The following is a 22,015-nucleotide window of genomic DNA, read 5'->3' on the forward strand; positions in this document are numbered from 1 at the left end:
TACAATGTAAGAAATATCAGAAGTTTGTGAGGTGTTATTGGTTAGTAAATGTTGATCAAGTTCAAAGATATTGTTGCTTGATATGAAATGATTAGAATATTAAACTAATTTCTTATAAACGCTGGTTTTTTCTAATTTTTTGATAAAACGAAGTAGAAGTTAATATGCAATCAATACAAGGAAACATTATGAACAAAGTAGCAATTGCAGTAGCAGCAGTGGTAGCTGGTAGTAGCGCGCTTTTAAACTCTGCTCAAGCTGAAATGTATATCGGGGGCAAAGTAGGCATGACTACACTTGACGATGCTTGCTATCTAAATAGCCCTTGTGATGATGAAGCTTTTGGTGCTGGACTACATATCGGTTATGACTTCACCGATATCATCGGGCTAGAGTATGGTGTCGACTTCTTAGGCGATTACAAAGCTAACTTTAAGTCAGGGGCTAATACAGTTAATACGATCGACGGCAATTTAACGGCTTTAACTCTCGCACCTAAATTTAACTGGCACTTGAACGATTCTTGGAACTTATTCGCTAAGATCGGTGGTGCTTACATGATGTCTGATGACGAAAAAGATTTCGTTCCAACTGGCTCGCTAGGTGCTGAATACACTATCGACAGAAACTGGAGCGTACGCGCAGAATATCAACGCTATCAAGACCTGTCTGATGACGTATGGGACGACATGGACGCTAACTTCTTCGGTATCGGCTTTAACTACAAATTTGCGGCTGCGCCAGTGGTTGCGGCAGTTGTAACAGAAGAAGTGGTTGAGCCAGATCCAGAACCAGTGATGATGAGCAAAGTGCACAAAGAAGAGTACGGTACAGGTACGTTTGAATTCGACAGTGCTAAGCTAACAGACTCTGTTTCGGAGCGTCTAGACAACTTCGTATCATTCTTGAACGAATACCCTCAAGCTCAAGTAGAGATCACTGGCTACACGGATAGCTCTGGTCCTGCGACTTACAACCAAAAACTGTCTGAGCGTCGTGCTCAATCTGTTGCGGATTACCTAACTGCTGCAGGCATTGACTCAGATCGTTTAACTGTGAAAGGCATGGGTGAAGAAAACCCAGTTGCTGACAACAGCACTCGTGAAGGTCGTGAGAAAAACCGTCGCGTAGAGGTTGTGGTTCCTTCGTTTGAATACCAAGAGCTAGTTCAACCTGAATAAACATTTATGATACTTTATCTATGATGTTGTAACAGTTAATGGGGTGCGTTTGCACCCCATTTTGATCTCGCTTTATCGCTCTTTTTACTATGGTTTTGGAAAAAAGATTAACTCGTTATCTTGCACCATAACGCAATCCATGCCCGCTGCATGCGCCGCTCGTTTACCTAGCTCGGTATCCTCGAATACAAGACATTGTGACGCTTCCAACCCAAGATGCTCGGCCGCCACCAAAAAGGTATCCGGAAAAGGCTTATGGTTCTCTACATCACTTGCTGTTACCACAACATCCAACTTGTCCAATAAACCGGAGTGGCTCAATAAGCGCATGGCACTTTCTCGTTGACTGCCAGTCCCGACCGCTATTTTCTTGTGGCCTAAATATTCTTCTAACACGATATTAGTACACGGAATAACGTCACCGTGCAGCTCCATAGCAGCGAACGTTTCCATTTTAAATGTAGCGACGGTTTTAGGATCTAATGAAAGCTCATGCACACGGTTTAGCTCCTCGACAATTTTAAAGCTCGGCATGCCCCCTAAACTGTGAAACCACTCCTGACAAAACGGAAAATCAAAGCGATCTGCGGTTGCTTGCCAAGCAGCCAAATGGGCTGGCATGGTATCTATTAAAGTACCATCCATATCAAATATGAATCCCTCATAGGGCCTAAAATCAATCGTGCTCATGTCTTTTCTTCTATTTGTACATCTGTGATGTTAATTTATCAGCTCTTTCAATCGTCCTTACCGGCATTTACTTATCATGCTCAAAATTTCGAACTCCGTCACAATTCAAGAGTGGGAAATTCAATTATCCCCAATTAGAGCTCAAGGAAATGGTGGCCAGAACGTTAACAAGGTAGCGTCCGCTATACATTTACGCTTTGATATCCGACATTCCAGCTTACCTGACTTCTACAAAGAACGATTACTTGCTCTTTCTGACAGTCGTATAACTAAAGATGGCGTGATCATCATCAAAGCGCAACAATTTCGCACGCAAGAACAAAATAAGGAAGACGCCCTGAATCGGCTTCAAGCTTTAATTAAAGCTGCCGCCTTACAGGAGAAGAAGCGTATTAAAACGAAACCAACCCGCGCTTCTCAACGCCGAAGACTTGATACCAAGAACAAGCATGGAGCGAAAAAGCAGCAACGTAAGAAAGTGCTGTATTAATGCATGTCGTTTTCTCGACATGTTAGTTGAACAACGTTTGCTAGCCCTTGGGAAATCTCATTGGATTTCTCTTTTTAGTTACTTATTCAGGAAACAACAATATGACTATTAGGCAAAAACTCTACTTCCTCGGAGTTATCGCCATTTTAGGCATCGTGGCCCTTTTGGGTACGTCATCCCATTTCGCCAATAAGAGCAATGAACTTAACCACGCCATCAAACTCGTTGGCGATCTAGAAATACGTTTACTCAACTTACGCAGAAACGAGAAAGATTTCTTACTGCGTAGTAATGACAAATACTTAAACAAATTTGATGCGAATGTTGATAAGTTTCTAAATACCGAAAAAGAGCTTGCGAGCATACTCACGAGCAATGAATTACCTTCCAGTCAACGATTCAAACAAGACCTTCTTGCATACCAAAAGGGCTTTCAGAATCTGGTCAGTGCTTACCAACGCTACGGACTTGATGCAAAGAGTGGCCTTCTTTCTGGTTACGAGCAAGCACTGTTAGAAGCCAAGCAACGCTCCGACCACCAGCAATTGCTGGCGTTGGTTCGTTTTGACTCTGCGGTAAAATCAGGTCAATTCAATAGTGATTTGCTTGTTGGTCTATATGCTCCGGAGCTCATCAAAACAGGTAAGCTAGTAGCGGCACAAAAACAAGTTGTAGGGGTCGCTTACGACCAAGGCCTACTTGGTGAAACTCGCGCATTATCTCATGCCGTAGAAGAGCAATTTGAAACCTTTTCGACAGCCCTTAGCTCTGCTGCTGCAAAGCGTGATGAACAAATGTCGACCATCAAGCAAGTGATTACTGCCCTGATCTTAGGTGTTATTTTCGCATTGATTTGGCAAATCTCTCGCTCAATCAATACACGAGTAAACAGCTTGCTTGGCACCATTCGAAGCATTAGCGAAACAAACAACATGGGACTGCGCTCTGACTTGAAAGGCAAAGATGAGCTATTTGATATCAGCCACCACCTCAATGATCTGTTGGATAAGCTTGAGCAGTTAATTAGTGGCACCCAAGAAAAATCGGCGCAGTTAACAGCCAGTACCGATAATATGCATCGTGAGCTAGAAGGGGTTATGGAGCAGTTCCATACTCAAACGGACCACACTGCATCGATGGCTACTGCGGTTCAGCAAATGGTGGCAACGATAGGCGAAATATCGGAAAGCACGTCGGTTGCGGTAGAGGGTGTACATCAAGCCGCGAATAATGCCGAACAAGGCCGAAGTGTTGTTGAAACCACCGTAACCAACATTGGTCAATTGACCAGTATTTTATCGAACAGTCAGCAGTCGATTGGCTCGTTGAACCAGCATGTAGATAAAATTGGTGGTGCCGTGAACATCATCCAAGAAATTGCGGAACAAACTAACTTACTGGCTCTCAATGCAGCAATTGAAGCCGCGCGAGCAGGCGAGCAAGGTCGTGGCTTCGCCGTTGTTGCCGATGAAGTACGTGCCCTAGCTAGCCGAACTCATCAATCTACCGAGGAAATCACGCGAGTTGTTGTTGATATTCAAGCTCAAATGTCGACGGTCGTGGCGGATATTGATCAATGTAACGATCAAGGACAACAAACGCTCAATGCCTCTGAAAAACTGGATTCTAGCCTGCAGCAGATCATCACTGACATGCATGCAATTCAAGGCAATTCGGAGCGCATTGCTTCTGCGATTGAAGAGCAAGGTATCGTGATGAACCAAGTTAGTGGCTCAATCACCGAGCTTAACGCGATATCTGAAAACAACATGCAATCCGCTCAGGAATGCTTGCACGAGGTGAACTCTGTTTCTGCTCAAGCTCATGATATGGACGAAGCCGTTGCACAATTTAAAACCGCGCTAAAATAACCTTCCCTACAAATAAAAAGCCCGAGGCAATCATTGCTTCGGGCTTTTTTTCGACTTTAACTTCGTGCTCTACTGTGCACAGCGGGTGTGATTACTCATCATCAAGAGGAACCAGCTTGGTGTTGCCGCCATGAACTTTCTCACGCTGTCTTTGCACCAGAGCGTAGAAGCCTGGGATCAAGAATGTACCTGCTAGAAGCACACACAATAGACCACCAATCAGCGACACGCCGAGCGAGTTTTGGCTCACGTGCCCTGCACCTGCGGCGAAGATCAGCGGGAAGATACCCAGGATAAACGACCAAGATGTCATATTCACTGCGCGGAAACGTAACGTGCCTCCTTTAACCGCTGCACTATCGATATCAGCATCTTTTTCTTCACGTTCTTGCTTGGCGAACTCCACAATCAAAATTGCGTTTTTCGCCGCCAAGGCTATGAGCAAGACAAGGCCAATTTGCGCATACAAGTTAAGCGGTGTCCCAGTCAGATTCAACGCCAAGAAGGAGCCTAACGTTGCTACTGGCACCACCAAAATGATGGCTAATGGAATACTCCAGCTCTCATATTGTGCCACCATGAACAAGTAAATGAAGATCAAAGCCAGTGCAAACGCATAAATGGCTTGGTTACCCGCAAGTACTTCCTGATAAGCCATACCTGTCCATTCGTACGTGTAGCCCTGCGGAAGAACCTCTGCTGCAACGCGTTCCATTGCGGCAATCGCATCACCACTAGAGTAGCCCGGAGCTGGTTGGCCTTGAATGATAGCACTGCGGTACATGTTGTAACGCCATGCCACATCAGGCTCAAACACTTGCTCGTAGCTCACTAGCGTACTTAGCGGAACCATATCACCGTTCGAAGAACGAACATGGAAACGCTCTAGATCTTCCATGCTGCTACGGTGCTGGCTATCAGCTTGCATGGTTACGCGGAAGTTCTTACCAAACATGGTGAAGTCATTCACATAAAGCGAACCTAAGTTGCCTTGCAAGGTTTGGAAAATAGACGACAGTGAAATACCCAACTGCTGTGCTTTCTCACGGTCGATATCAACGTAGTAGTGCGGGACATTCGCGCGGAACGTACTAAACGTGTAGGCAATTTCAGGGGCTTGGTTGGCCGCTTGGATCATTTCTCCCATGACCATCGACAAATCGGTACGGCTTCGCCCTAGCGTATCTTCAAGCACAAACTCAAAACCAGACGCAGCGCCCATACCAGGAACCGCCGGAGGTCCCATCGCAAACACAACCGCTTGAGGCAACTCTGTCGCCGCTCGGCCATTAATACGCGCCGCGATGGCATTGGCAGAGTGTTCCCCTTGCAACGAGTTACGAGTATCCCAGTCATGCAGTTTGATAAACACAGATGCACCGTTTGATGCTGCTGCGCCTGTCATAAACGAGTAACCGTTCGCAACCGTCACGCCATCCACACCAGGCTCTTCACCAATCATGTTCATTAAATCATTGGTGACTTCTTCAGTACGAGATAAAGATGCTGAATCTGGTAGCTGAACGTTAACCAGCAAAATGCCTTTATCTTCTTGAGGAACAAACGCTGTTGAGGTAGTTTTCGCAAAGAAAGTTACCGCCGCGATAGCGACTATAAAGAACGTCACGAGCAGCAAAGATTTCTTCACCAAGAAACCAGCGACCTGACCATAACGCGTTGTGATACGCTCTAAGCCTCGGTTGAAAGCCTGGAACCAGTTAGCGGTGTTGCCCCCCCCCTGCTTCAATACCAAAGAACAAAGCGCTGAGACAGCGTCAATGCGTTAATGGATGAGATCACAACCGAAATACAGATGGTCAAAGCGAACTGGCGATACATGATACCAGTGATACCCGGCAGCATCGCGACTGGTATGAATACCGCAAGTAGAACCAAGGTCGACGTGATGATTGGGCCCGTTACTTCTTTCATCGCTAGCAATGTCGCTTTACGCGGTGAAATGGTTGGGTCTTTCGCCATGGTGGTATCGACGTTTTCGATAACCAGAATCGCATCGTCCACCACGATACCAATCGCGAGGATCAAGCCAAACAAAGTGACCGTATTGATGGTGAAGCCCGTCGCCTGCATGATGGCAAACGTACCAATCAAAGAAACGGGGATCGCGACAACAGGAATCAATGTTGCGCGCGCACTACCCAAGAACAAGTAAGTTACAGCAATCACCAATAGAATCGCTTCAATCAGCGTTTTCACTACCCCTTTGATCGATTCAGATACGAACACGGTTGTATCGTAGCTGGTCTCATACGCCATGCCCTCAGGGAAGTTTTTACTCAAGTCCTCAAGCAGCTCCATGACGGCCTGACCACTTTCTAACGCGTTCGCATCCGATTGAAGAGACAATGCAACAATTGACGCGTCCTGACCACGGAATTTACCGTTACCATCGTAGAACTTTTTACCTAGTTCGACACGAGCGACATCTTTCAGATAAACCGTGGAACCATTTGGATTAGCTCGAAGGACAACGTTCTCAAACTCGCTCACGCTTTCCAAGCGACCTTTGGTCACAAGGTTAAACTGAACTTCTTGAGGATTGTTGTATGGTGCTGCACCAACACGCCCTGCCGCAACTTGAACGTTTTGTTCAGCCAAAGCGGCGTATACGTCTGACGTGGTTAGCTTAAGGTTGGCCATTTTTTCCGGATCTAACCAAACACGCATTGCGTATTCACCACCACCAATCACGTTAACTTCACTGATACCTTTCGCACGAGCCAGCTGATCTTTTACATTCAAGTTAATGTAGTTAATCAAGAACTGATCATCGTATTTGCCATCAGGTGAATAGAAGTTAAGTACCATCAGCAAGTCAGGTGAACGCTTTTTCACCGTCACACCAACCATGCGCACTTCTTGAGGCAGTTTTGACTCGATCTGTGATACACGGTTTTGCACGTTTACTTGTGCCATGTCTGGATCGGTTCCGACATCGAACGTGACATTTAGGCTGTATGAGCCATCGTTCGCGCTCTTTGAAGACATGTAGATCATGTCCTCAACGCCATTGACCGAGGTCTCTATGGGGTCCGCAATGGCCTGCTCGACAACTTCCGCACTCGCACCGGTGTAGTATGCCGAAACGCTGACTGATGGCGGACTTATCTGTGGGTACTCCGCCACTGGCAAAATCGCCAGTGAGATCGCGCCTGCTAGCGTTAATATGATCGAAATAACCAGCGCGAATTTAGGTCTCTGAATAAAGAAACGACTTAACATAGTGCCCCCTACTGCTTATCTTCAGCAGGTGTTTGAATGCGCACTTCTACACCATTACGCACACGCTGTAGGCCCTGTGTAATAACCGTATCTTCCTGATCGAGGCCTTCTCGAATGATAATGCCTTGTTCAACCTGAGGTCCAAGCTCGACGTTACGACGCTCTGCCACACTTCCCTCAGCCATCACCATCACAAAGTCACCTTCTAAGTCAGTCTGTACTGCACGTCGTGGGATAACAATAACGTCTTTCGTGTTCTTATCTCTCAAGTTCACTTTGATGTGCTGACCCGGAAGTAACTTTTGCTCTGGATTTGGCACTAGCGCACGCATTGCAATCGTACCAGTTTTGGTATCAATACGATTACCTAAGAAATCGAGCTTACCGAGATGCTCAAAAAACTGGCCATTTTCCAGCTCAAGCTGAACTTCAACTCTGTTTGATTCTGCTGAGCCGTCGCCTTTGACTTGATCCATCCCCATGGCTAAGCGCTCGCGCTCACTCACACTAAATGAAGTATGCACTGGGTCTAAGCTCACCAATGTCGTCAGCACGCCAGATGAAGGGGAAACAAGATCACCGGTACTCACTTTGGTATCGCTAATGCGACCGCTGAACGGAGCCCGGATTTGAGTATAGGAAAGGTTAACTTCAGCAAGCTTAAGCTGAGCGTTTGCTGCTTCTAGCTCTGCTTTCGCACCAAGAAGTGCCGCAGTTAAGGCGTCAAACTCAGATTGAGAGATACTACCGCGAGGCAACAAGTTTTTACCTCGGGTGTGGTCTAGTTCCGCTTTTTTTAGCGCGGCTTTTGCTTGTGCAAGTGCCGCTTTAGCACTCGCGACTTGTGCTTCAAAAGAAGATGGCTCGATAGAATAAAGAAGCTGCCCTTTTTCTACCATTTGCCCCTCTTCAAAGTGACGAGCTTTTAAATAGCCAGAAATCTGCGCGGTAATATTGGTATCTTCTACTGCTTCAATGCGACCGATATAAGACTTGCTCGGTTGGTAGTCGATAACCGTGACATCCTGAGTCACTACGAGAGGCGCTTGGCCTTCCCTTTGGGCATTATTAGCTTCCCCGCATCCAGCGAGGATTGCTGTAGCCGCCATTAGTGCGACAAGTGGTTTCTTTTGCATGTATTTACCGTCTTTATAGAACAGGATATTGTTGAATTCCCATCAACCTTACTCCTTGCTGCCACTGAAAACTTCACTCAAAAGCCCCCAAAATGTTTCTAAATGTAAACATGAGAAACAAAAAGAAAATAAAGTAATTTAGTTAACAGTGATATTTAACGAACAATACACAAGCAGCTCAATCATAACTATTTGATATACACTCTCAGGCATCGTGCATTTAGAGGCGCCAGGAAACACTAAGTGAGATATCGTATAAAGACGGAAAGTGAGATTCGGTGCTCAAGATAAGAACGTTTTATGGTTGAAAAGACAAAAAATGACGCCTTCATACTCAAGACCCCGATTTTGACTATTTTTTTAATATAAATGGGTTATCATTCAATTAATTCAACGCCTTCGACAGAGAGGATGACTATGATTTCTAAATGGGCAAAACGCTTTTACCAGATGGCAGAACTAGTGGCGTCATGGAGTAAGGACCCATCAACACAAGTCGGTGCAGTTATCACTAAACAGAATCGCATTGTATCTGTTGGATTTAATGGCTACCCGCACGGTGTTTCTGACAGTGTCGATACCGATGAACGCGAGTTGAAATACCTTAAAACACTACACGCGGAAGAGAACGCAATTTTGTTCTCAAAACGTGATTTAGACGGATGTGATATTTGGGTGACGCATTTTCCATGTCCTAACTGCGCGGCAAAGATCATTCAAACAGGGATCTCACACGTGCACTGCCCTGAGCAATCTGAAGACTTTCTATCTCGCTGGGGAGATAAAATCCAAGTCAGCCAAGACATGTTCGATCAAGCGGGTGTGAAAGTCGACTGGCTACCACTAGAAGACATTGAAATTGAAGACAAAGACGTACGTTAATGTTTCGTTTTTGAATTTAAAAATAGCCCAGATGACTCTGGGCTATTTTTCCCCATTCAATCGACAAGAACCGCTCGACCTGGTCTGTTAACCGTGTTTTTTCGCGGTGATTTCAGCAATTTTGACGATGACAAGCACTGACTTCTCCATCATTTCAACCGAAATAAACTCATGAATCCCATGGAAGTTAAAACCACCAGTGAAGATATTCGGGCACGGCAACCCCATAAAAGATAAACGAGCGCCATCTGTACCACCACGAATAGGTTTTATAATCGGCTCCACATCACACGCTTCCATCGCTTGCTTCGCTAGCTCAATGATATGCGGGTAAGGCTCAACCATTTCTCTCATATTGTAATAGCTGTCTGTTATTTTCAGTTCTACAGAACCATGGCGTAAGCCCGCGTTCATGTCATCAACGAGTTTCTGCATAAAGGCTTTTCGCTCTTCAAGGCCCTGACGATCAAAGTCTCGGATAATGTAACCAAGTTCGCTTCGCGCCACGCCCATTTCTGCCGATTTTAAATGGAAGAACCCTTCGTAGCCTTCGGTTGTTTCGGGAGTTTGATCTTGAGGCATTTGAACCTGAAATTTCGCAGCCAAGTTCATCGCATTAACCATTTTACCTTTTGCAGTACCAGGGTGAACGCTGACACCATGAAAAATCACATCGGCGTTTGCCGCATTAAAATTTTCGTATTCCAGCTCACCTTGCGGGCCACCATCAATAGTGTATGCCCATTTCGCGCCAAACTTTTCAACATCAAATAAATCTGCGCCCCGGCCAATCTCTTCATCTGGTGTAAAGCCGATACAAATGTCGCCGTGTGGAATGTCTGGATTTTCTAGTAACAGCGCGACTGCAGAGAGAATCTCAGCAATACCAGCTTTGTTATCCGCGCCAAGTAATGTAGTGCCATCGGTAGTGATAAGATTGTGGCCATGTAGATGATGTAAATCTGGGTATTGCACCGGAGATAACACTTCATCCCCCAACCCTAGCGCAATATCGCCGCCTTGGTAATCTTCAATAAATTGCGGTTTTACGTTTTTTCCTGAGGCGTCAGGCGCGGTATCCATATGGGCAATAAAGCCGATAGGCGGCACCTCATAATCAACGTTAGCTGGCAGTCTAGCCATCAAGTAGCCATTTTTATCTAATGTCACATCACTTAAGCCAAGTTCGATCATCTCTTTCTTAAGCAACTCAGCAAACACAAGCTGACCAGGCGAGCTTGGGCAAAGCGTAACATGTGGATTTGATTGGGTATCGAACGTGACGTAGCGAAGAAATCTTTCAACTAAATGTTTCATATTTATTCTCATTGTTTTTATACGATGAGGCTTTATCAACCATCAATAAGCTGACCTTACCTCATCAAACCTCAAGCTATGTTACGCTCTTAACTCAATAAGAATTTGCTTTGAATCATTTTTTCATAAGAAAGGCTACGGCACATCCCCTCGTCAATTGAAGCATGAATCTAATCTAATAATTCCTCAGCTAGTACTCGCCACTCTTTTACCTTACCGCGAAAATGACGCCATTGTTTATCGGTCATAGATTGAGAAATATCTAATGTCAGTTGATCGACCAGCACAAAGTTAGAATCAATATTTTTAGAAAGCTGCTCACTGTAATAGCTCTCTGGCTCGAACAATAGGCGCATAAATATATCCTGATAAGTGACAGCATTGGACTTGTTGTCGAACAGATATTCGAGCTCTTGATATATCGTTGCTCGATAACCTCTCCATAAAGGACTGTTAAGAGTGACTTGTTGAGAAAACGTTTGAGCTAATTGGCGCTGACTTTCTGATAGGCTTCCCAACCACTCTTCCATCCATTCTTCTGTGTTATCTAGAACAATTTCACGTATTTCATCTTCCGTTCTATCCGCATATTTTGCGTTTCGCTCTTGATAATGCTCTTGTACATTACTCAGAAATTCCCGTTCTTGATCTTTCGTTAACTGTAAGCTCAAAGCAAAAAGGTCTGGTGCTACTTTGCTTACCACTCTATCGTAATGCGCTCGCATTCTATCTCGATTTTCCTGCAAATAATTTAGGGTGATATCGCTCGCTTTTAATCCCTCAAGCTCTTTTAAATGATCGATATATAACGGTAATTCTTCTTTCTTATGCCATTCTGCTAACAATAATAAGCGTTCTTCCACTAGGACTTCTTGTTCACCTTGCAGAGAAACATAATCCTCTATGTAATCGATAACGAACCAATCGATATTGCTGTATAGAAACTTCTTCGTACATCCGGCAAGAAGAAATACGAAACAAAATAGAAGGCCATAGCGAAGCACCTTATTAGATACACCCTGTAATTTAGTCACTTATTCGTATTCCCTTTTCTATTGATTAAGTTCTATACTCAACTTGTATCACTTAATATTGCGGCAAACTTACACCAGTGTGACAAATATTGATTGCCACCTTAATAATATATAGAGTTTGAAATTAACTTTTTGATCACAGCTATCCGCAAAAAAGTGAGTTAGAGCGCAATTATCGGCTAAAAAATACACCGAACGACGCTCCTTATAACGGCATATAATTTGCATGGATGTTTTTTGGATGGTTTATGGAGGCGTAGTATGGCAGCCGCTGAGCAACTTGATACCAGTGTAGAATATGAGATTCGATATTTTGAACAGGGGAAAATGCACTGCATGAGAGTCATTGCTGAAAGCAAAAAAGTGGCTTATCAGTACTATTTAGAGTGCGGTAAGCACAACAGTGACTTGTACTCTATTCGCCCAGACAAATAAAAAAACCGCCTTAAAGGCGGTTTTTTTATTATTAAAATCACGCTAAACAATTGATTCTATTCGTGGTTTGGGATTGTTCTTCAACTGTATTATTTGATGTCGCCAAAGCGCTCAAGATAAAGAACGGTTGCCGCAGTACGAGAAGGAACTTGAAGCTTTTTAAGTAAACTCTTCATATGCACTTTAACCGTTGATTCAGAAATAAAAAGACGATCGGCAATCTGCTTGTTGCGGAAACCTCTTGCCACCTCTCTTAAGATCTGCGTTTCGCGATCCGTCAGCGTATCAAAAACGTCCTCTTGTCCTGAACGCTCACTCAAATACTTAGAAACTTCTTGGCTGTAAGCTTTGTCACCTTGATGCGCTTGTTTTAGCAACTCAACCAACTCATCAGGCTCGGTATCTTTCAACAAATAGCCATCTGCGCCACTTCGAACTATTGCTTCTATGTCAGCAGGACTATCCGATACGGTTAAGATAACAATTCGAGCTTCACAACCATCAGCACGTAGCGCTTGTAAGGTATCGAGGCCTGACATGCCTTTCATATTGAGATCAAGAAGTACAAGATCCAGTTCCAGCTCATGCGCTTTCGCTACCGCATCTGCGCCATTACTTGCTTCTGCAACGACTTCAAACTCAGGCTCAAAGCTTAAAAGTTGGTGAATACCTCGTCGCATGAGTGGATGATCATCCACCAGCATTACTTTACACACTGTCACTGTTTACTTCCTTACTATGTTGGAATTCTAGTTTTACGGTACAGCCTTTGTTTATCGATGCTTCAATGTGAAGATCGGCATGCAGCCTAGCGGCTCGCTCTTGCATGATACTCATACCGTAATGATTTAATTTTTCGTCTTGATGTTCAAAGCCTATTCCATCATCGGTAACGGTTACTGTGACTTTTCCATCATTATCAAGACATTGAATGTGAATATTATCTGCTTGCGCATGCTTGATGGCATTAATTGCCGCTTCTCTAATCAACTGTAGTAAATGAACCTGCTGGTGTGCATCCAGTTCAGTTGAAGAAAGTCTATTTTTTAACGTAATGTCAGCGGCGGTTTGTTCGTTGAGCGTTTCGACCATATCTTGCAATGCTTGGCCAAAACTGCCTTCTTTAATCGTAAGACGAAACGTCGTCAGTAACTCGCGTAGTTGGGTATAAGCAGCAGATAAGCCCGTATCCAACTCGGCAATGACTTGATTCGCCTGAGCTATCGCTTTTTCATCAGGCAAATTCTTTACGCTTCTCTTTAATAAAGCGACCTGAATTTTTAAATAAGAGAGTGCTTGAGCTAATGAATCATGCAGTTCCCGAGCAATGGTGGCTCGCTCTTCCATCAGTAGGATTTGTTCTGCTTGGCGTTGGGCTCGATTGTAATACACGGCACGCGATAAAATCTGCACAAAGTTGTCAATCAGTGCCTCATTCGGACAAGGTAGCCCTGCCTTCCAATACAAATAGCCTAAGTGTTCACCGTCCAACGTTAGAGCCTTACTGTGGCAATCTTCATCACAGTCGTGGCAGCACTCTTCCCCCTCCATCAATATCCAACTCGGTTCTCCCAATTGCTCTATTTCAAGTTTGACCGCTTTAATGCCTTCAAGACTTGCAATATGTTGCAATATGGCTTGGAAGTTATCCTGATTAATACGCGAAGCCGTTAACTCTTTCGACGAGTCATACAACACTTCTAAAGACTGATTCGCATGCTGTAATTTACGCGTTTTTTCATCAACCGCTTGTTCTAGCCCTCGGTATAACTTACCAAGGTCCGTCGCCATCCGATTAAAGGTTCGAGTCAGGATCCCCATTTCATTATCGCTGGATACATCAAGCGATATATTAAATGAGCGATTCTTAATTTGCTCGCTAGCAAAAACTAAAGCACGCAAAGGCCGTACAACTTCGAGGCGCACAAAATGGACAACAAACATACTGACACAAAGGATACCGCCTAACCCTAACCCGCCAATCCAAGCTAAGTTAATCAGCTTTTGCTCCGAAAAGCTTTGCAGCTTAAATACAAACTCATCGATCTGCTTTACAAAACCAGCCACTAGGAGTTGGTACTTCGCCGGATTATCTCCTCTCAACACCGACTTGAGCTCATGCCATCTCATAATAAGACGGTAGTAATCATGAGTAATGTCTTCTGGCACTGACCAATGCTGGAGTGCTTTCATGGAAGGTGAGTATATCGAATGTTCAAATGCGTCAATATGTGAAGAGTAATCAACAGATTTAATCTGAATATCATGTGCCAAACGATAACTTTGCATTCGCATTGAGCCAGCAACATTGACGGCTTCTGCATCATTCAAGCTTGACGCTAACGTAAAAATTGCAAAACCAGTCGTAGCAACTGAAAGCAGCAAAATAAGAAGCATCGCGGACGCAATCGTGCGCGTCACTGACTTTTTCACATTTTTAAACAATCTGAGTTCCTCGCCCATTAACAACCCTATTTGTACGTGCAATGAACCCATTACCTTTCAACTTTATCAATATGTGATCACCTGCGACGGAATTTATTGATCCAAAACAATATTGCATCCCATTTACCTCCTAAGAGGTATTTATACAAATATGTCAAAAACTACAATTTCGTTAGTTTAAATGACAGTTTATTAATGAAAATTGTGGACTATGCTTAGTTTGGGTTCCAAGTTTCGAGGTGACTAAGTGGTAGACCTTTCCAGAAGAAGACTCTTTGCAAGAAAAGCGCACCCCGACAACGCCGTACGTTTGCCTTGGTTAACCAAGCCAGAACAGTTTACGGACGATTGCACTCGCTGCGGTAAATGCATTGAGGCCTGCGAAACAAAGATTATAACTAAAAGTGATGGCGGATTCCCTTCGGTCGATTTTTCTATTGATGAATGCACATTTTGTTATCAGTGTGCAGACGCCTGTCCTGAGCCCCTTTTCTTGCCAAAAACAGAGCAACCTTGGCAAGCGAAAGCAAGCATCAATGATAGCTGCTTAGCAAAACAAAATGTCGAATGCCGAAGCTGTGGGGATATGTGCGACCCGATGGCAATTCAGTTCAAATTAGAGCTGGGGAAAGTAGCACAACCCAATTTAGACCTTGATGAGTGTAACGGCTGCGGCGCCTGTGTTTCAGTGTGCCCGACTTCATCCATCAATGTGAGCAATATAACAGCCTAAGCCGTATGTCGTCGGCCAAAGGCAATAAATGAGAGAGCTATATGTCACTAAATGAAGTGCATATTTCAAGTTTGGTAGTACATGTACTGCCAGAACATCTGGACGAAATCAAACAACAGATCGAAGCACATGAAAATGCGGAAATCTATGGTGACAGTCCAGAAGGCAAGATTATCGTCGTGCTTGAAACCGAAAACCAAGGTTTTATCACAGACACTATCGATGCCATTAACAATTTACCGAATGTCTTGAGCACGGTATTGGTTTATCACCAAATCGAAACTGGGCTCGAAGAAACGGATGAAGAAGACACTGGAACACAACATTCCCAAATCGAGGGTGAAGTATGAAAATGACAAGACGTGCGTTTGTGAAAGCAAACGCGGCTGCATCAGCTGCTGCTGTCGCAGGTGTGACACTACCAGCATCTGCAGCCAACCTGATTGCAAGCTCTGATCAAACCAAAATCACATGGGACAAAGCACCTTGTCGTTTCTGTGGTACAGGCTGTTCTGTTCTTGTTGGTACTCAAAATGGCAAAGTGGTAGCAACACAGGGTGACCCAGAAGCACCAGTAAACAAAGGCTTAAACTGTATTAAAGGCTACTTCCTTTCTAAGATCATGTACGGTCAAGACCGCCTGACTCAGCCGATGCTGAGAATGAAAGATGGCAAATTCCACAAAGACGGTGAATTTACACCTATCTCTTGGGATGACGCTTTCGACATCATGGCTGAGAAATGGAAAGCTTCCCTCGAGAAAAAAGGTCCAACAAGCGTAGGTATGTTTGGCTCAGGCCAATGGACAGTAATGGAAGGCTACGCTGCGTCAAAGCTAATGAAAGCGGGCTTCCGTTCAAATAACATTGATCCAAACGCTCGTCACTGTATGGCTTCTGCTGTAGTTGGCTTTATGCGCGCATTCGGTATCGATGAGCCGATGGGGTGTTACGATGACTTTGAGAACGCAGACGCATTCGTTCTATGGGGCTCGAACATGGCAGAGATGCACCCTGTTCTATGGACTCGTATTACTGACCGTCGCCTAAGTCACCCTCACGTTAAAGTGAACGTGCTTTCTACTTACTACCACCGTTCATTTGAGTTGGCAGATCACGGCTACATTTTTAATCCACAGTCTGACCTAGCGATTGCTAACTTCATCGCGAACTACATCATCGAAAACGATGCGGTAAACTGGGACTTCGTGAACAAGCACACTAACTTCACTCAAGCAGATACCGACATCGGTTACGGCCTACGTGACGATGATCCGCTACAAAAAGCAGCGAAGAATCCTAACTCAGGCAAACTAACGTCTATCTCTTTCGAAGAGTACAAAAAGTCTGTTGCACCTTACACAGCTGAGAAAGCCTCTGAAATCTCTGGTGTTGAAAAAGAAAAGCTTATCGAGCTTGCGAAGCAATACGCCAATCCAAATACGAAAGTAATGTCACTTTGGACAATGGGTATGAACCAACATACTCGTGGCGTGTGGATGAATAACTTGGTTTACAACATCCACCTACTAACCGGTAAGATCTCAACTCCGGGCAACAGCCCATTCTCACTAACGGGTCAACCATCTGCGTGTGGTACGGCTCGTGAGGTTGGTACTTTCGCTCACCGTCTACCTGCAGACATGGTGGTTGCTAACCCGAAACACCGTAAGATTGCAGAAGAGATCTGGAAACTGCCAGAAGGTACGATTCCACCAAAACCTGGCTTCCACGCCGTATTGCAAGACCGTATGCTGAATGACGGCGTTCTGAACTGTTACTGGGTTCAATGTAACAACAACATGCAAGCAGGTCCAAACATCAACACAGAACGTCTTCCAGGTTACCGCAACCCAGAAAACTTCATCGTTGTGTCTGACCCATACCCGACGGCAACAGCGCAAGCAGCAGACCTTATTCTTCCAACAGCAATGTGGATTGAGAAAGAAGGTGCTTACGGTAACGCAGAGCGTCGTACTCAAGCTTGGTACCAACAAGTGGGCACGGTCGGTCAGGCAAAATCTGACCTATGGCAGCTAATGGAGTTCTCGAAACGCTTCAAAATGGAAGAGGTGTGGCCTGAAGAGCTACTAGCGAAAGCGCCTCAGTACCGTGGTAAAACCATGTACGACGTACTATACCGCAATGGTAATGTCGACAAGTTCCCTATCGAAGAAGCTCGCGAACTGAATGACGATGCCCACCACTTCGGTTTCTATGTTCAAAAAGGTCTGTTTGAGGAATACGCAACATTTGGCCGTGGTCACGGGCATGATTTAGCACCATACGACCGTTACCATGAAGTGCGTGGTCTACGTTGGCCAGTTGTTGATGGTAAGGAAACACAATGGCGCTTTAAAGAAGGTTCTGACCCATACGCAAAAGAAGGTTCTGGTTGGGATTTCTACGGCAATGCTGACGGCAAAGCGAAGATTATCTCTGCACCATATGAAGCGCCACCAGAAGTGCCAAACGATGAGTTTGATATGTGGCTATGTACTGGTCGTGTTCTTGAACATTGGCACACAGGCACCATGACTCGTCGTGTACCTGAGCTATACAAAGCAGTACCAGACGCAGTGTGTTACATGCACCCTGAAGACGCAAAAGCGCGTAACGTTCGTCGTGGTGAAGAAGTACTCATGGCAAACAAACGCGGCGAAGTACGCGTTCGTGTTGAAACTCGCGGTCGTAACCGTCCGCCAAAAGGTTTGGTATTCGTACCGTTCTTTGATGCACGTATTTTGATTAATAAGCTCATCCTAGATGCGACTGACCCACTGTCTAAACAGACAGACTTTAAGAAGTGTCCAGTCAAAATCACTAAGATTGCTTAACCTTCAGATACCGAATGCTACGGCCGTCACTATGGCGGCCTAATAAAGAATTTAAGCCATAAAGGCGGAGATGAAATGATGAAAAAATTACTTGTCGCACTTTTATCTGTAGGTGCTTTAGTGACAGGCATTGCGCAAGCTGAGTTAGATAATCCAGGTGGTATTGGCGGTCTAGAGTCTCTACGTGGAATGTCTCAATTGGAAGACACACGCCCAGCAGATGAGTTCAAAGACTTCCCTAAAGATCAGATTGTTGAAGATAGCTTTGTTTATCAACCACCGTTGATCCCACACAGCATCCGTCACTACGAAGTGTCGTTAAATGCTAACAAGTGTCTTGCGTGCCACAGCTGGAAAAATGCAAAAGAGTCAGGCGCGACTAAAATTAGCGTAACGCACTATGTAAACCGAGAAGATGCTGTATTGGCGGATATGTCTCCTCGTCGTTACTTCTGTTTGCAATGCCACGTGCCACAAACTAATGCTAAGCCACTAGTTGAAAACAAGTTCGAGGCAGTTGATTCGCTTCAGTAATTGAAACGCGAGTACGAAGAGGTTATTTATGAAAATACTTAAAGCGTTTTGGAAAAGACTGAAGAACCCAAGTAAAGCTGCCGCTGGTGTGGTTTTGTTCTTAGGTTTTGCTGGCGGTCTTTTATTTTGGGGCGCATTCAACACAGGTATGGAGGCAACCAACACAGAAGAGTTCTGTTCTGGCTGTCACGCACCAATCGTTGCTGAAATTCAAGAAACAATTCACTACTCTAACCGTTCTGGTGTTCGTGCCATCTGCTCAGACTGTCACGTTCCTCATGAATGGACAGATAAGATCGTTCGTAAAGTACAAGCATCCAAAGAGCTATTCGCTCACTATGTTCTACGTACTATCGATACACCAGAGAAGTTCCAAGAGCGTCGAGGACACCTTGCTGAGCGAGAGTGGGCGCGAATGAAAAAGAATGACTCTCTTGAGTGTCGTAACTGTCACGAGTTTGATTACATGGATTACTCTCAACAAGGCTCACGAGCAGCGGAGCAGCACTCTACTGCGCTAGCTTCTGGAGAGAAAACCTGCGTAGATTGTCACAAAGGCATCGCGCACAAACTACCGGACATGAGCGGCGTTGAAGGCTGGCACTAAGGAGACTTCCCATGAGTACTTTAGAATCTGTAATTTGGCATATCCTTGGCTATAGCGCCATGCCTGTAATTATTCTTTCCGGCTTTGTGGCAGTAGCAGCAATCTCTCTCTGGCTGCTGTCATTTGGTAAGGATAAAGAGGTGTAACGTAACGCACTTCTACCCGTCAACTTGCCTATTTGTTGACACTAAGCGCTGAGCATCTACTCGGCGCTTTTTTATTCACCGTCACTTTCAGCCCAAAATGTCCTCAACCGATACATATATTCAATCGGTATAACAAGGTAGTCAGTAACGACCAAAAAAAGCGACCATAAAGGTCGCTAAAATTTACTGCTATAGGGAGTTGTTTAAGACTCTTTTACTGGCAGAACCTGCTTGACGTATTGCCCTGGCGCTTCATCGATTGCTGGGTGATCTTCCGAGCCAATAGGGAATGGTTCGACTTGCTCTTTAGGATTGAATTGAAGTAGCCATTCATTCCAATGTGTCCACCACGACCCCTCTTTGTGCTCGGCATTATTCAACCACTCGTCAGCCGAATCATCCAAAGTATCGTTCAACCAATAACCATACTTATTTTTCGCTGGAGGGTTTACGATACCCGCAATATGACCCGACTCACCGAGAACAAACGTTTTGTTGCCACCAGTGTTCAGGGCACCACGATAAGTTCCCTGCCATAACGCAATGTGGTCTTCTTTCGTTGATACAAAATAGCTAGGAATTTTGATCTTATTTAGGTCAATCCATACCCCACCAATTTTGACGCCTTTGTCTTGCACTAGCTTATTCTCTAAATAGAGCTCACGAAGCAAAAAGTTATGAGAGGCAGCACTCACGTTGGTGCTGTCACTGTTCCAGTACAACAAGTCAAAATCGACTGGGCTGTTGCCCTTCAAGTAGTTGTCGACATAGTAGTTCCAGTACAAGCTGTTTTCACGCAGTAAGCTGAATGTGACGCTTAATGAACGACCGTCCATATACCCTTTTGCGTTGTTTTGCGCCTCAATTGCACTCACAATGGTGTCATTGATGTACGCGCCAACTTCGCCTGGCTGAGAAAAGTCGAGCAATGTGGTGAAGAAAGTCGCAGATTTAATACGCTTCTTCATACGTTTTGCCGCATAGTACGCAACCGTGCTCGCCAGAACCGTACCACCGATACAGTAACCAGCCGCGTTGATTTGCTCTTGGCCCGTTATATCTTCAATTGCGGCGACGGCTTTGACGACGCCTTCTGTCACATAGTCACCAAACTCTACATGCACTTGTGCCTTGCCTGGGTTGCGCCAAGACATCATAAATACGCTATGTCCCTGCTCTAGCAACCATCGAACCATTGAGTTCTTCGCTGTTAAGTCAAGGATGTAGTATTTATTAATGAAAGGCGGAACGATGAGCAGTGGCGTCGCATTCACTTTCTCTGTTAGAGGTCGATATTGAATCAACTCAAACAATTCGTTTTGAAAAACCACATCGCCCGGAGTGGTCGCAACGTCATCACCCACGCGGAACGCATTGTTGTTCGTCATACGAATTTTCAAAATGTCCGCACTGGACTCAACGTCTTCTTTTAACTGCTCTAAGCCAGCCAGAAGGTTTTGACCGTTTTGCTCAAGTGTCAGTTTCAAGAGTTCTGGATTCGTCGCGATGAAATTCGAAGGGGAAAGTGCATTGATGGCTTGACGAGAAAAGAAAAGTATTCGCTCTTTAGATTTTTCATCCAAACCTTCGAGTGACTCAATTGTATCTAAATAAGTCTTACTGAATAACAGGTAGGATTGCTTAATGAAGCTATACATCACCTCATTTTGCCACGCTTCATTAGAAAAACGCTTGTCCCCTTTTTCTGCTTCGATGACCTGTTTTTGATTACCCGCCAACGCGACATTCTGCCAAATTTGTAGCTGCTGTTCCCACCATTCTGCTTGCAGTTTTAAGATCGCAGCAGGTTGATTTACAGCTTGTTCGAAGAGTTTGGCAGTGTCTTCCAAGTTCACTTCTTGCATGGCCTTATTTAAAGGAGAGTTCACGACTGCCTTGTTCACTTCGAAATCATGCCACCACTGTTGATTGGTTTGTTGAAGCTGTACAAGATAGTCCGAAAAGAAGTGCTGAAACATAGTCTTACTCCTATATTCGGAAAAAACAACGCCGCCCAAATTAGGGTCTAGAGACCCTAAGGCGGCGAGAATCGGACAAATTACGCTGGAGTAACAGTCTTTAGATTTTCCGAAGTCATTTTCTCAACGTCTTCTTTGAACTCCTTTGCAATAGCTTGAAGCTTGTTGCTGTCGTCCATCATTTGTTGAGAAAGCTTAGTAAGAACGCTTAGTTGCTGGCTGTTGAAAGCAGTCAATGACGTTACGTCTTTGATTTCTGATGCCGCTTTCATTTGGTTCAGACCCACTTCGCTGTAAGTACGAATTGCGTTCAGTTGAAGCTCAGTCAACACTTCTACGTTTTTTGTCACTAGCTTGTTGAACTTCAAGTAAGGTTCTAGATTTTTTTCAGTTTGATCGCTAAAGGTTTTGAAGAAATCTGTGTACATGGTTTATCTCCTAGAGAAAGAATTAAAA

19 protein-coding genes and 1 pseudogene are annotated in these 22,015 nt (G+C 44.6%); 11 read left to right on the plus strand and 9 right to left on the minus strand.

From position 1 onward, the window contains the following. Positions 1-188 precede the first annotated feature (188 nt). Positions 189-1,181 (plus strand): OmpA family protein, encoded by a 993-nt coding sequence (locus tag NL643_RS14160; RefSeq protein WP_114323356.1) that lies wholly within the window; start codon positions 189-191, stop codon positions 1,179-1,181. 87 nt (positions 1,182-1,268) lie between these two features. Here NL643_RS14160 and NL643_RS14165 read toward each other — a convergent pair whose 3' ends face one another. Then, positions 1,269-1,871: a beta-phosphoglucomutase family hydrolase gene (locus tag NL643_RS14165; RefSeq protein WP_031780520.1), complete on the minus strand. Its 603-nt coding sequence runs from the start codon at positions 1,869-1,871 to the stop codon at positions 1,269-1,271. 76 nt (positions 1,872-1,947) lie between these two features. Here NL643_RS14165 and arfB point away from each other — a divergent pair, with 76 nt between their 5' ends. Together arfB and NL643_RS14175 are read left to right on the plus strand one after the other, a co-directional pair. Continuing rightward, positions 1,948-2,361, plus strand: coding sequence for an alternative ribosome rescue aminoacyl-tRNA hydrolase ArfB (arfB, locus tag NL643_RS14170; RefSeq protein ID WP_005396137.1), 414 nt, complete (start codon positions 1,948-1,950; stop codon positions 2,359-2,361). Between the two features lie 101 nt (positions 2,362-2,462). After that, complete coding sequence (locus tag NL643_RS14175) at positions 2,463-4,232, plus strand: methyl-accepting chemotaxis protein (RefSeq protein ID WP_074190491.1); 1,770 nt, start codon at positions 2,463-2,465, stop codon at positions 4,230-4,232. Positions 4,233-4,323: 91 nt separating this feature from the next. Here NL643_RS14175 and vmeZ read toward each other — a convergent pair. Together vmeZ and vmeY are read right to left on the minus strand one after the other, a co-directional pair. After that, positions 4,324-7,475 (minus strand): annotated as a pseudogene (gene vmeZ, locus NL643_RS14180) (multidrug efflux RND transporter permease subunit VmeZ). 8 nt (positions 7,476-7,483) lie between these two features. Further along, positions 7,484-8,611: a multidrug efflux RND transporter periplasmic adaptor subunit VmeY gene (vmeY, locus tag NL643_RS14185; protein WP_134645504.1), complete on the minus strand. Its 1,128-nt coding sequence runs from the start codon at positions 8,609-8,611 to the stop codon at positions 7,484-7,486. 417 nt (positions 8,612-9,028) lie between these two features. Here vmeY and NL643_RS14190 point away from each other — a divergent pair, with 417 nt between their 5' ends. Then, positions 9,029-9,493, plus strand: a complete 465-nt coding sequence (locus NL643_RS14190) for a dCMP deaminase family protein (protein WP_005373515.1) — start codon at positions 9,029-9,031, stop codon at positions 9,491-9,493. Positions 9,494-9,580: 87 nt separating this feature from the next. Here NL643_RS14190 and pepT read toward each other — a convergent pair whose 3' ends face one another. Further along, positions 9,581-10,810 (minus strand): peptidase T, encoded by a 1,230-nt coding sequence (gene pepT, locus NL643_RS14195; protein WP_048624837.1) that lies wholly within the window; start codon positions 10,808-10,810, stop codon positions 9,581-9,583. 170 nt (positions 10,811-10,980) lie between these two features. Further along, entirely contained in the window at positions 10,981-11,844 is an 864-nt protein-coding gene (locus tag NL643_RS14200; protein ID WP_253644658.1) for a DUF6279 family lipoprotein, read from the minus strand. Between the two features lie 261 nt (positions 11,845-12,105). Here NL643_RS14200 and NL643_RS14205 point away from each other — a divergent pair, with 261 nt between their 5' ends. After that, entirely contained in the window at positions 12,106-12,279 is a 174-nt protein-coding gene (locus NL643_RS14205; RefSeq protein ID WP_005373524.1) for a hypothetical protein, read from the plus strand. An 89-nt stretch (positions 12,280-12,368) separates the two neighbouring features. On the opposite strand, the gene NL643_RS14210 is transcribed toward NL643_RS14205, so the two are convergent. Beyond that, positions 12,369-13,001 (minus strand): response regulator, encoded by a 633-nt coding sequence (locus NL643_RS14210; protein ID WP_005398453.1) that lies wholly within the window; start codon positions 12,999-13,001, stop codon positions 12,369-12,371. Next, the gene (gene narQ / locus NL643_RS14215) at positions 12,988-14,724 is read right to left on the minus strand and encodes a nitrate/nitrite two-component system sensor histidine kinase NarQ (protein ID WP_253644659.1); all 1,737 of its coding nucleotides are present in this window, start codon (positions 14,722-14,724) and stop codon (positions 12,988-12,990) included. Before narQ ends, NL643_RS14210 begins: the two co-directional genes overlap by 14 nt. Before the next feature lie 247 nt (positions 14,725-14,971). Between narQ and napF the strand changes: the two genes are divergently transcribed. The 6 genes from napF (at position 14,972) to NL643_RS14245 (ending at position 19,580) form a co-directional block, all read left to right on the plus strand. Beyond that, positions 14,972-15,457, plus strand: a complete 486-nt coding sequence (gene napF / locus NL643_RS14220; protein WP_005398455.1) for a ferredoxin-type protein NapF — start codon at positions 14,972-14,974, stop codon at positions 15,455-15,457. A 41-nt stretch (positions 15,458-15,498) separates the two neighbouring features. Further along, complete coding sequence (locus tag NL643_RS14225; protein WP_005398456.1) at positions 15,499-15,807, plus strand: chaperone NapD; 309 nt, start codon at positions 15,499-15,501, stop codon at positions 15,805-15,807. Next, on the plus strand, positions 15,804-18,293 hold the full coding sequence (gene napA, locus NL643_RS14230; protein WP_085343900.1) for a periplasmic nitrate reductase subunit alpha: 2,490 nt from the start codon (positions 15,804-15,806) through the stop codon (positions 18,291-18,293). The genes NL643_RS14225 and napA overlap by 4 nt, the downstream gene beginning before the upstream one ends. A gap of 78 nt (positions 18,294-18,371) precedes the next feature. Then, positions 18,372-18,827, plus strand: coding sequence for a nitrate reductase cytochrome c-type subunit (locus NL643_RS14235; protein WP_031780699.1), 456 nt, complete (start codon positions 18,372-18,374; stop codon positions 18,825-18,827). Positions 18,828-18,855: 28 nt separating this feature from the next. Then, positions 18,856-19,434 carry a NapC/NirT family cytochrome c gene (locus NL643_RS14240; protein ID WP_005398274.1) on the plus strand — a complete coding sequence of 193 codons (579 nt, stop codon included), beginning with the start codon at positions 18,856-18,858 and terminating at the stop codon, positions 19,432-19,434. A gap of 11 nt (positions 19,435-19,445) precedes the next feature. Beyond that, the gene (locus tag NL643_RS14245) at positions 19,446-19,580 is read left to right on the plus strand and encodes a TIGR02808 family protein (protein WP_005373546.1); all 135 of its coding nucleotides are present in this window, start codon (positions 19,446-19,448) and stop codon (positions 19,578-19,580) included. A gap of 203 nt (positions 19,581-19,783) precedes the next feature. On the opposite strand, the gene phaC is transcribed toward NL643_RS14245, so the two are convergent. Next, a complete protein-coding gene (gene phaC, locus NL643_RS14250; protein WP_253644660.1) occupies positions 19,784-21,559 on the minus strand; it encodes a class I poly(R)-hydroxyalkanoic acid synthase in 1,776 nt (591 codons plus the stop codon). Positions 21,560-21,639: 80 nt separating this feature from the next. Next, entirely contained in the window at positions 21,640-21,987 is a 348-nt protein-coding gene (locus NL643_RS14255) for a phasin family protein (protein ID WP_005398278.1), read from the minus strand. Between the last annotated feature and the right edge of the window lie 28 nt (positions 21,988-22,015).

Origin of the sequence: Vibrio sp. Y42_MX_L11 (assembly GCF_024181785.1) — a bacterium.
Classification (GTDB): domain Bacteria; phylum Pseudomonadota; class Gammaproteobacteria; order Enterobacterales; family Vibrionaceae; genus Vibrio; species Vibrio diabolicus.

What these genes read in the sequence shown, in the direction of transcription:
- NL643_RS14255 (WP_005398278.1), bottom strand. Translation starts at nt 21,987, where the DNA reads ATGTACACAGATTTCTTCAAAACCTTTAGCGATCAAACTGAAAAAAAT.
- napA (WP_085343900.1), top strand. Translation starts at nt 15,804, where the DNA reads ATGAAAATGACAAGACGTGCGTTTGTGAAAGCAAACGCGGCTGCATCA.
- NL643_RS14205 (WP_005373524.1), top strand. Translation starts at nt 12,106, where the DNA reads ATGGCAGCCGCTGAGCAACTTGATACCAGTGTAGAATATGAGATTCGA.
- NL643_RS14235 (WP_031780699.1), top strand. Translation starts at nt 18,372, where the DNA reads ATGAAAAAATTACTTGTCGCACTTTTATCTGTAGGTGCTTTAGTGACA.
- vmeY (WP_134645504.1), bottom strand. Translation starts at nt 8,611, where the DNA reads ATGCAAAAGAAACCACTTGTCGCACTAATGGCGGCTACAGCAATCCTC.
- NL643_RS14175 (WP_074190491.1), top strand. Translation starts at nt 2,463, where the DNA reads ATGACTATTAGGCAAAAACTCTACTTCCTCGGAGTTATCGCCATTTTA.
- arfB (WP_005396137.1), top strand. Translation starts at nt 1,948, where the DNA reads ATGCTCAAAATTTCGAACTCCGTCACAATTCAAGAGTGGGAAATTCAA.
- NL643_RS14245 (WP_005373546.1), top strand. Translation starts at nt 19,446, where the DNA reads ATGAGTACTTTAGAATCTGTAATTTGGCATATCCTTGGCTATAGCGCC.
- pepT (WP_048624837.1), bottom strand. Translation starts at nt 10,810, where the DNA reads ATGAAACATTTAGTTGAAAGATTTCTTCGCTACGTCACGTTCGATACC.
- NL643_RS14165 (WP_031780520.1), bottom strand. Translation starts at nt 1,871, where the DNA reads ATGAGCACGATTGATTTTAGGCCCTATGAGGGATTCATATTTGATATG.
- NL643_RS14190 (WP_005373515.1), top strand. Translation starts at nt 9,029, where the DNA reads ATGATTTCTAAATGGGCAAAACGCTTTTACCAGATGGCAGAACTAGTG.
- NL643_RS14240 (WP_005398274.1), top strand. Translation starts at nt 18,856, where the DNA reads ATGAAAATACTTAAAGCGTTTTGGAAAAGACTGAAGAACCCAAGTAAA.
- phaC (WP_253644660.1), bottom strand. Translation starts at nt 21,559, where the DNA reads ATGTTTCAGCACTTCTTTTCGGACTATCTTGTACAGCTTCAACAAACC.
- NL643_RS14160 (WP_114323356.1), top strand. Translation starts at nt 189, where the DNA reads ATGAACAAAGTAGCAATTGCAGTAGCAGCAGTGGTAGCTGGTAGTAGC.
- NL643_RS14225 (WP_005398456.1), top strand. Translation starts at nt 15,499, where the DNA reads ATGTCACTAAATGAAGTGCATATTTCAAGTTTGGTAGTACATGTACTG.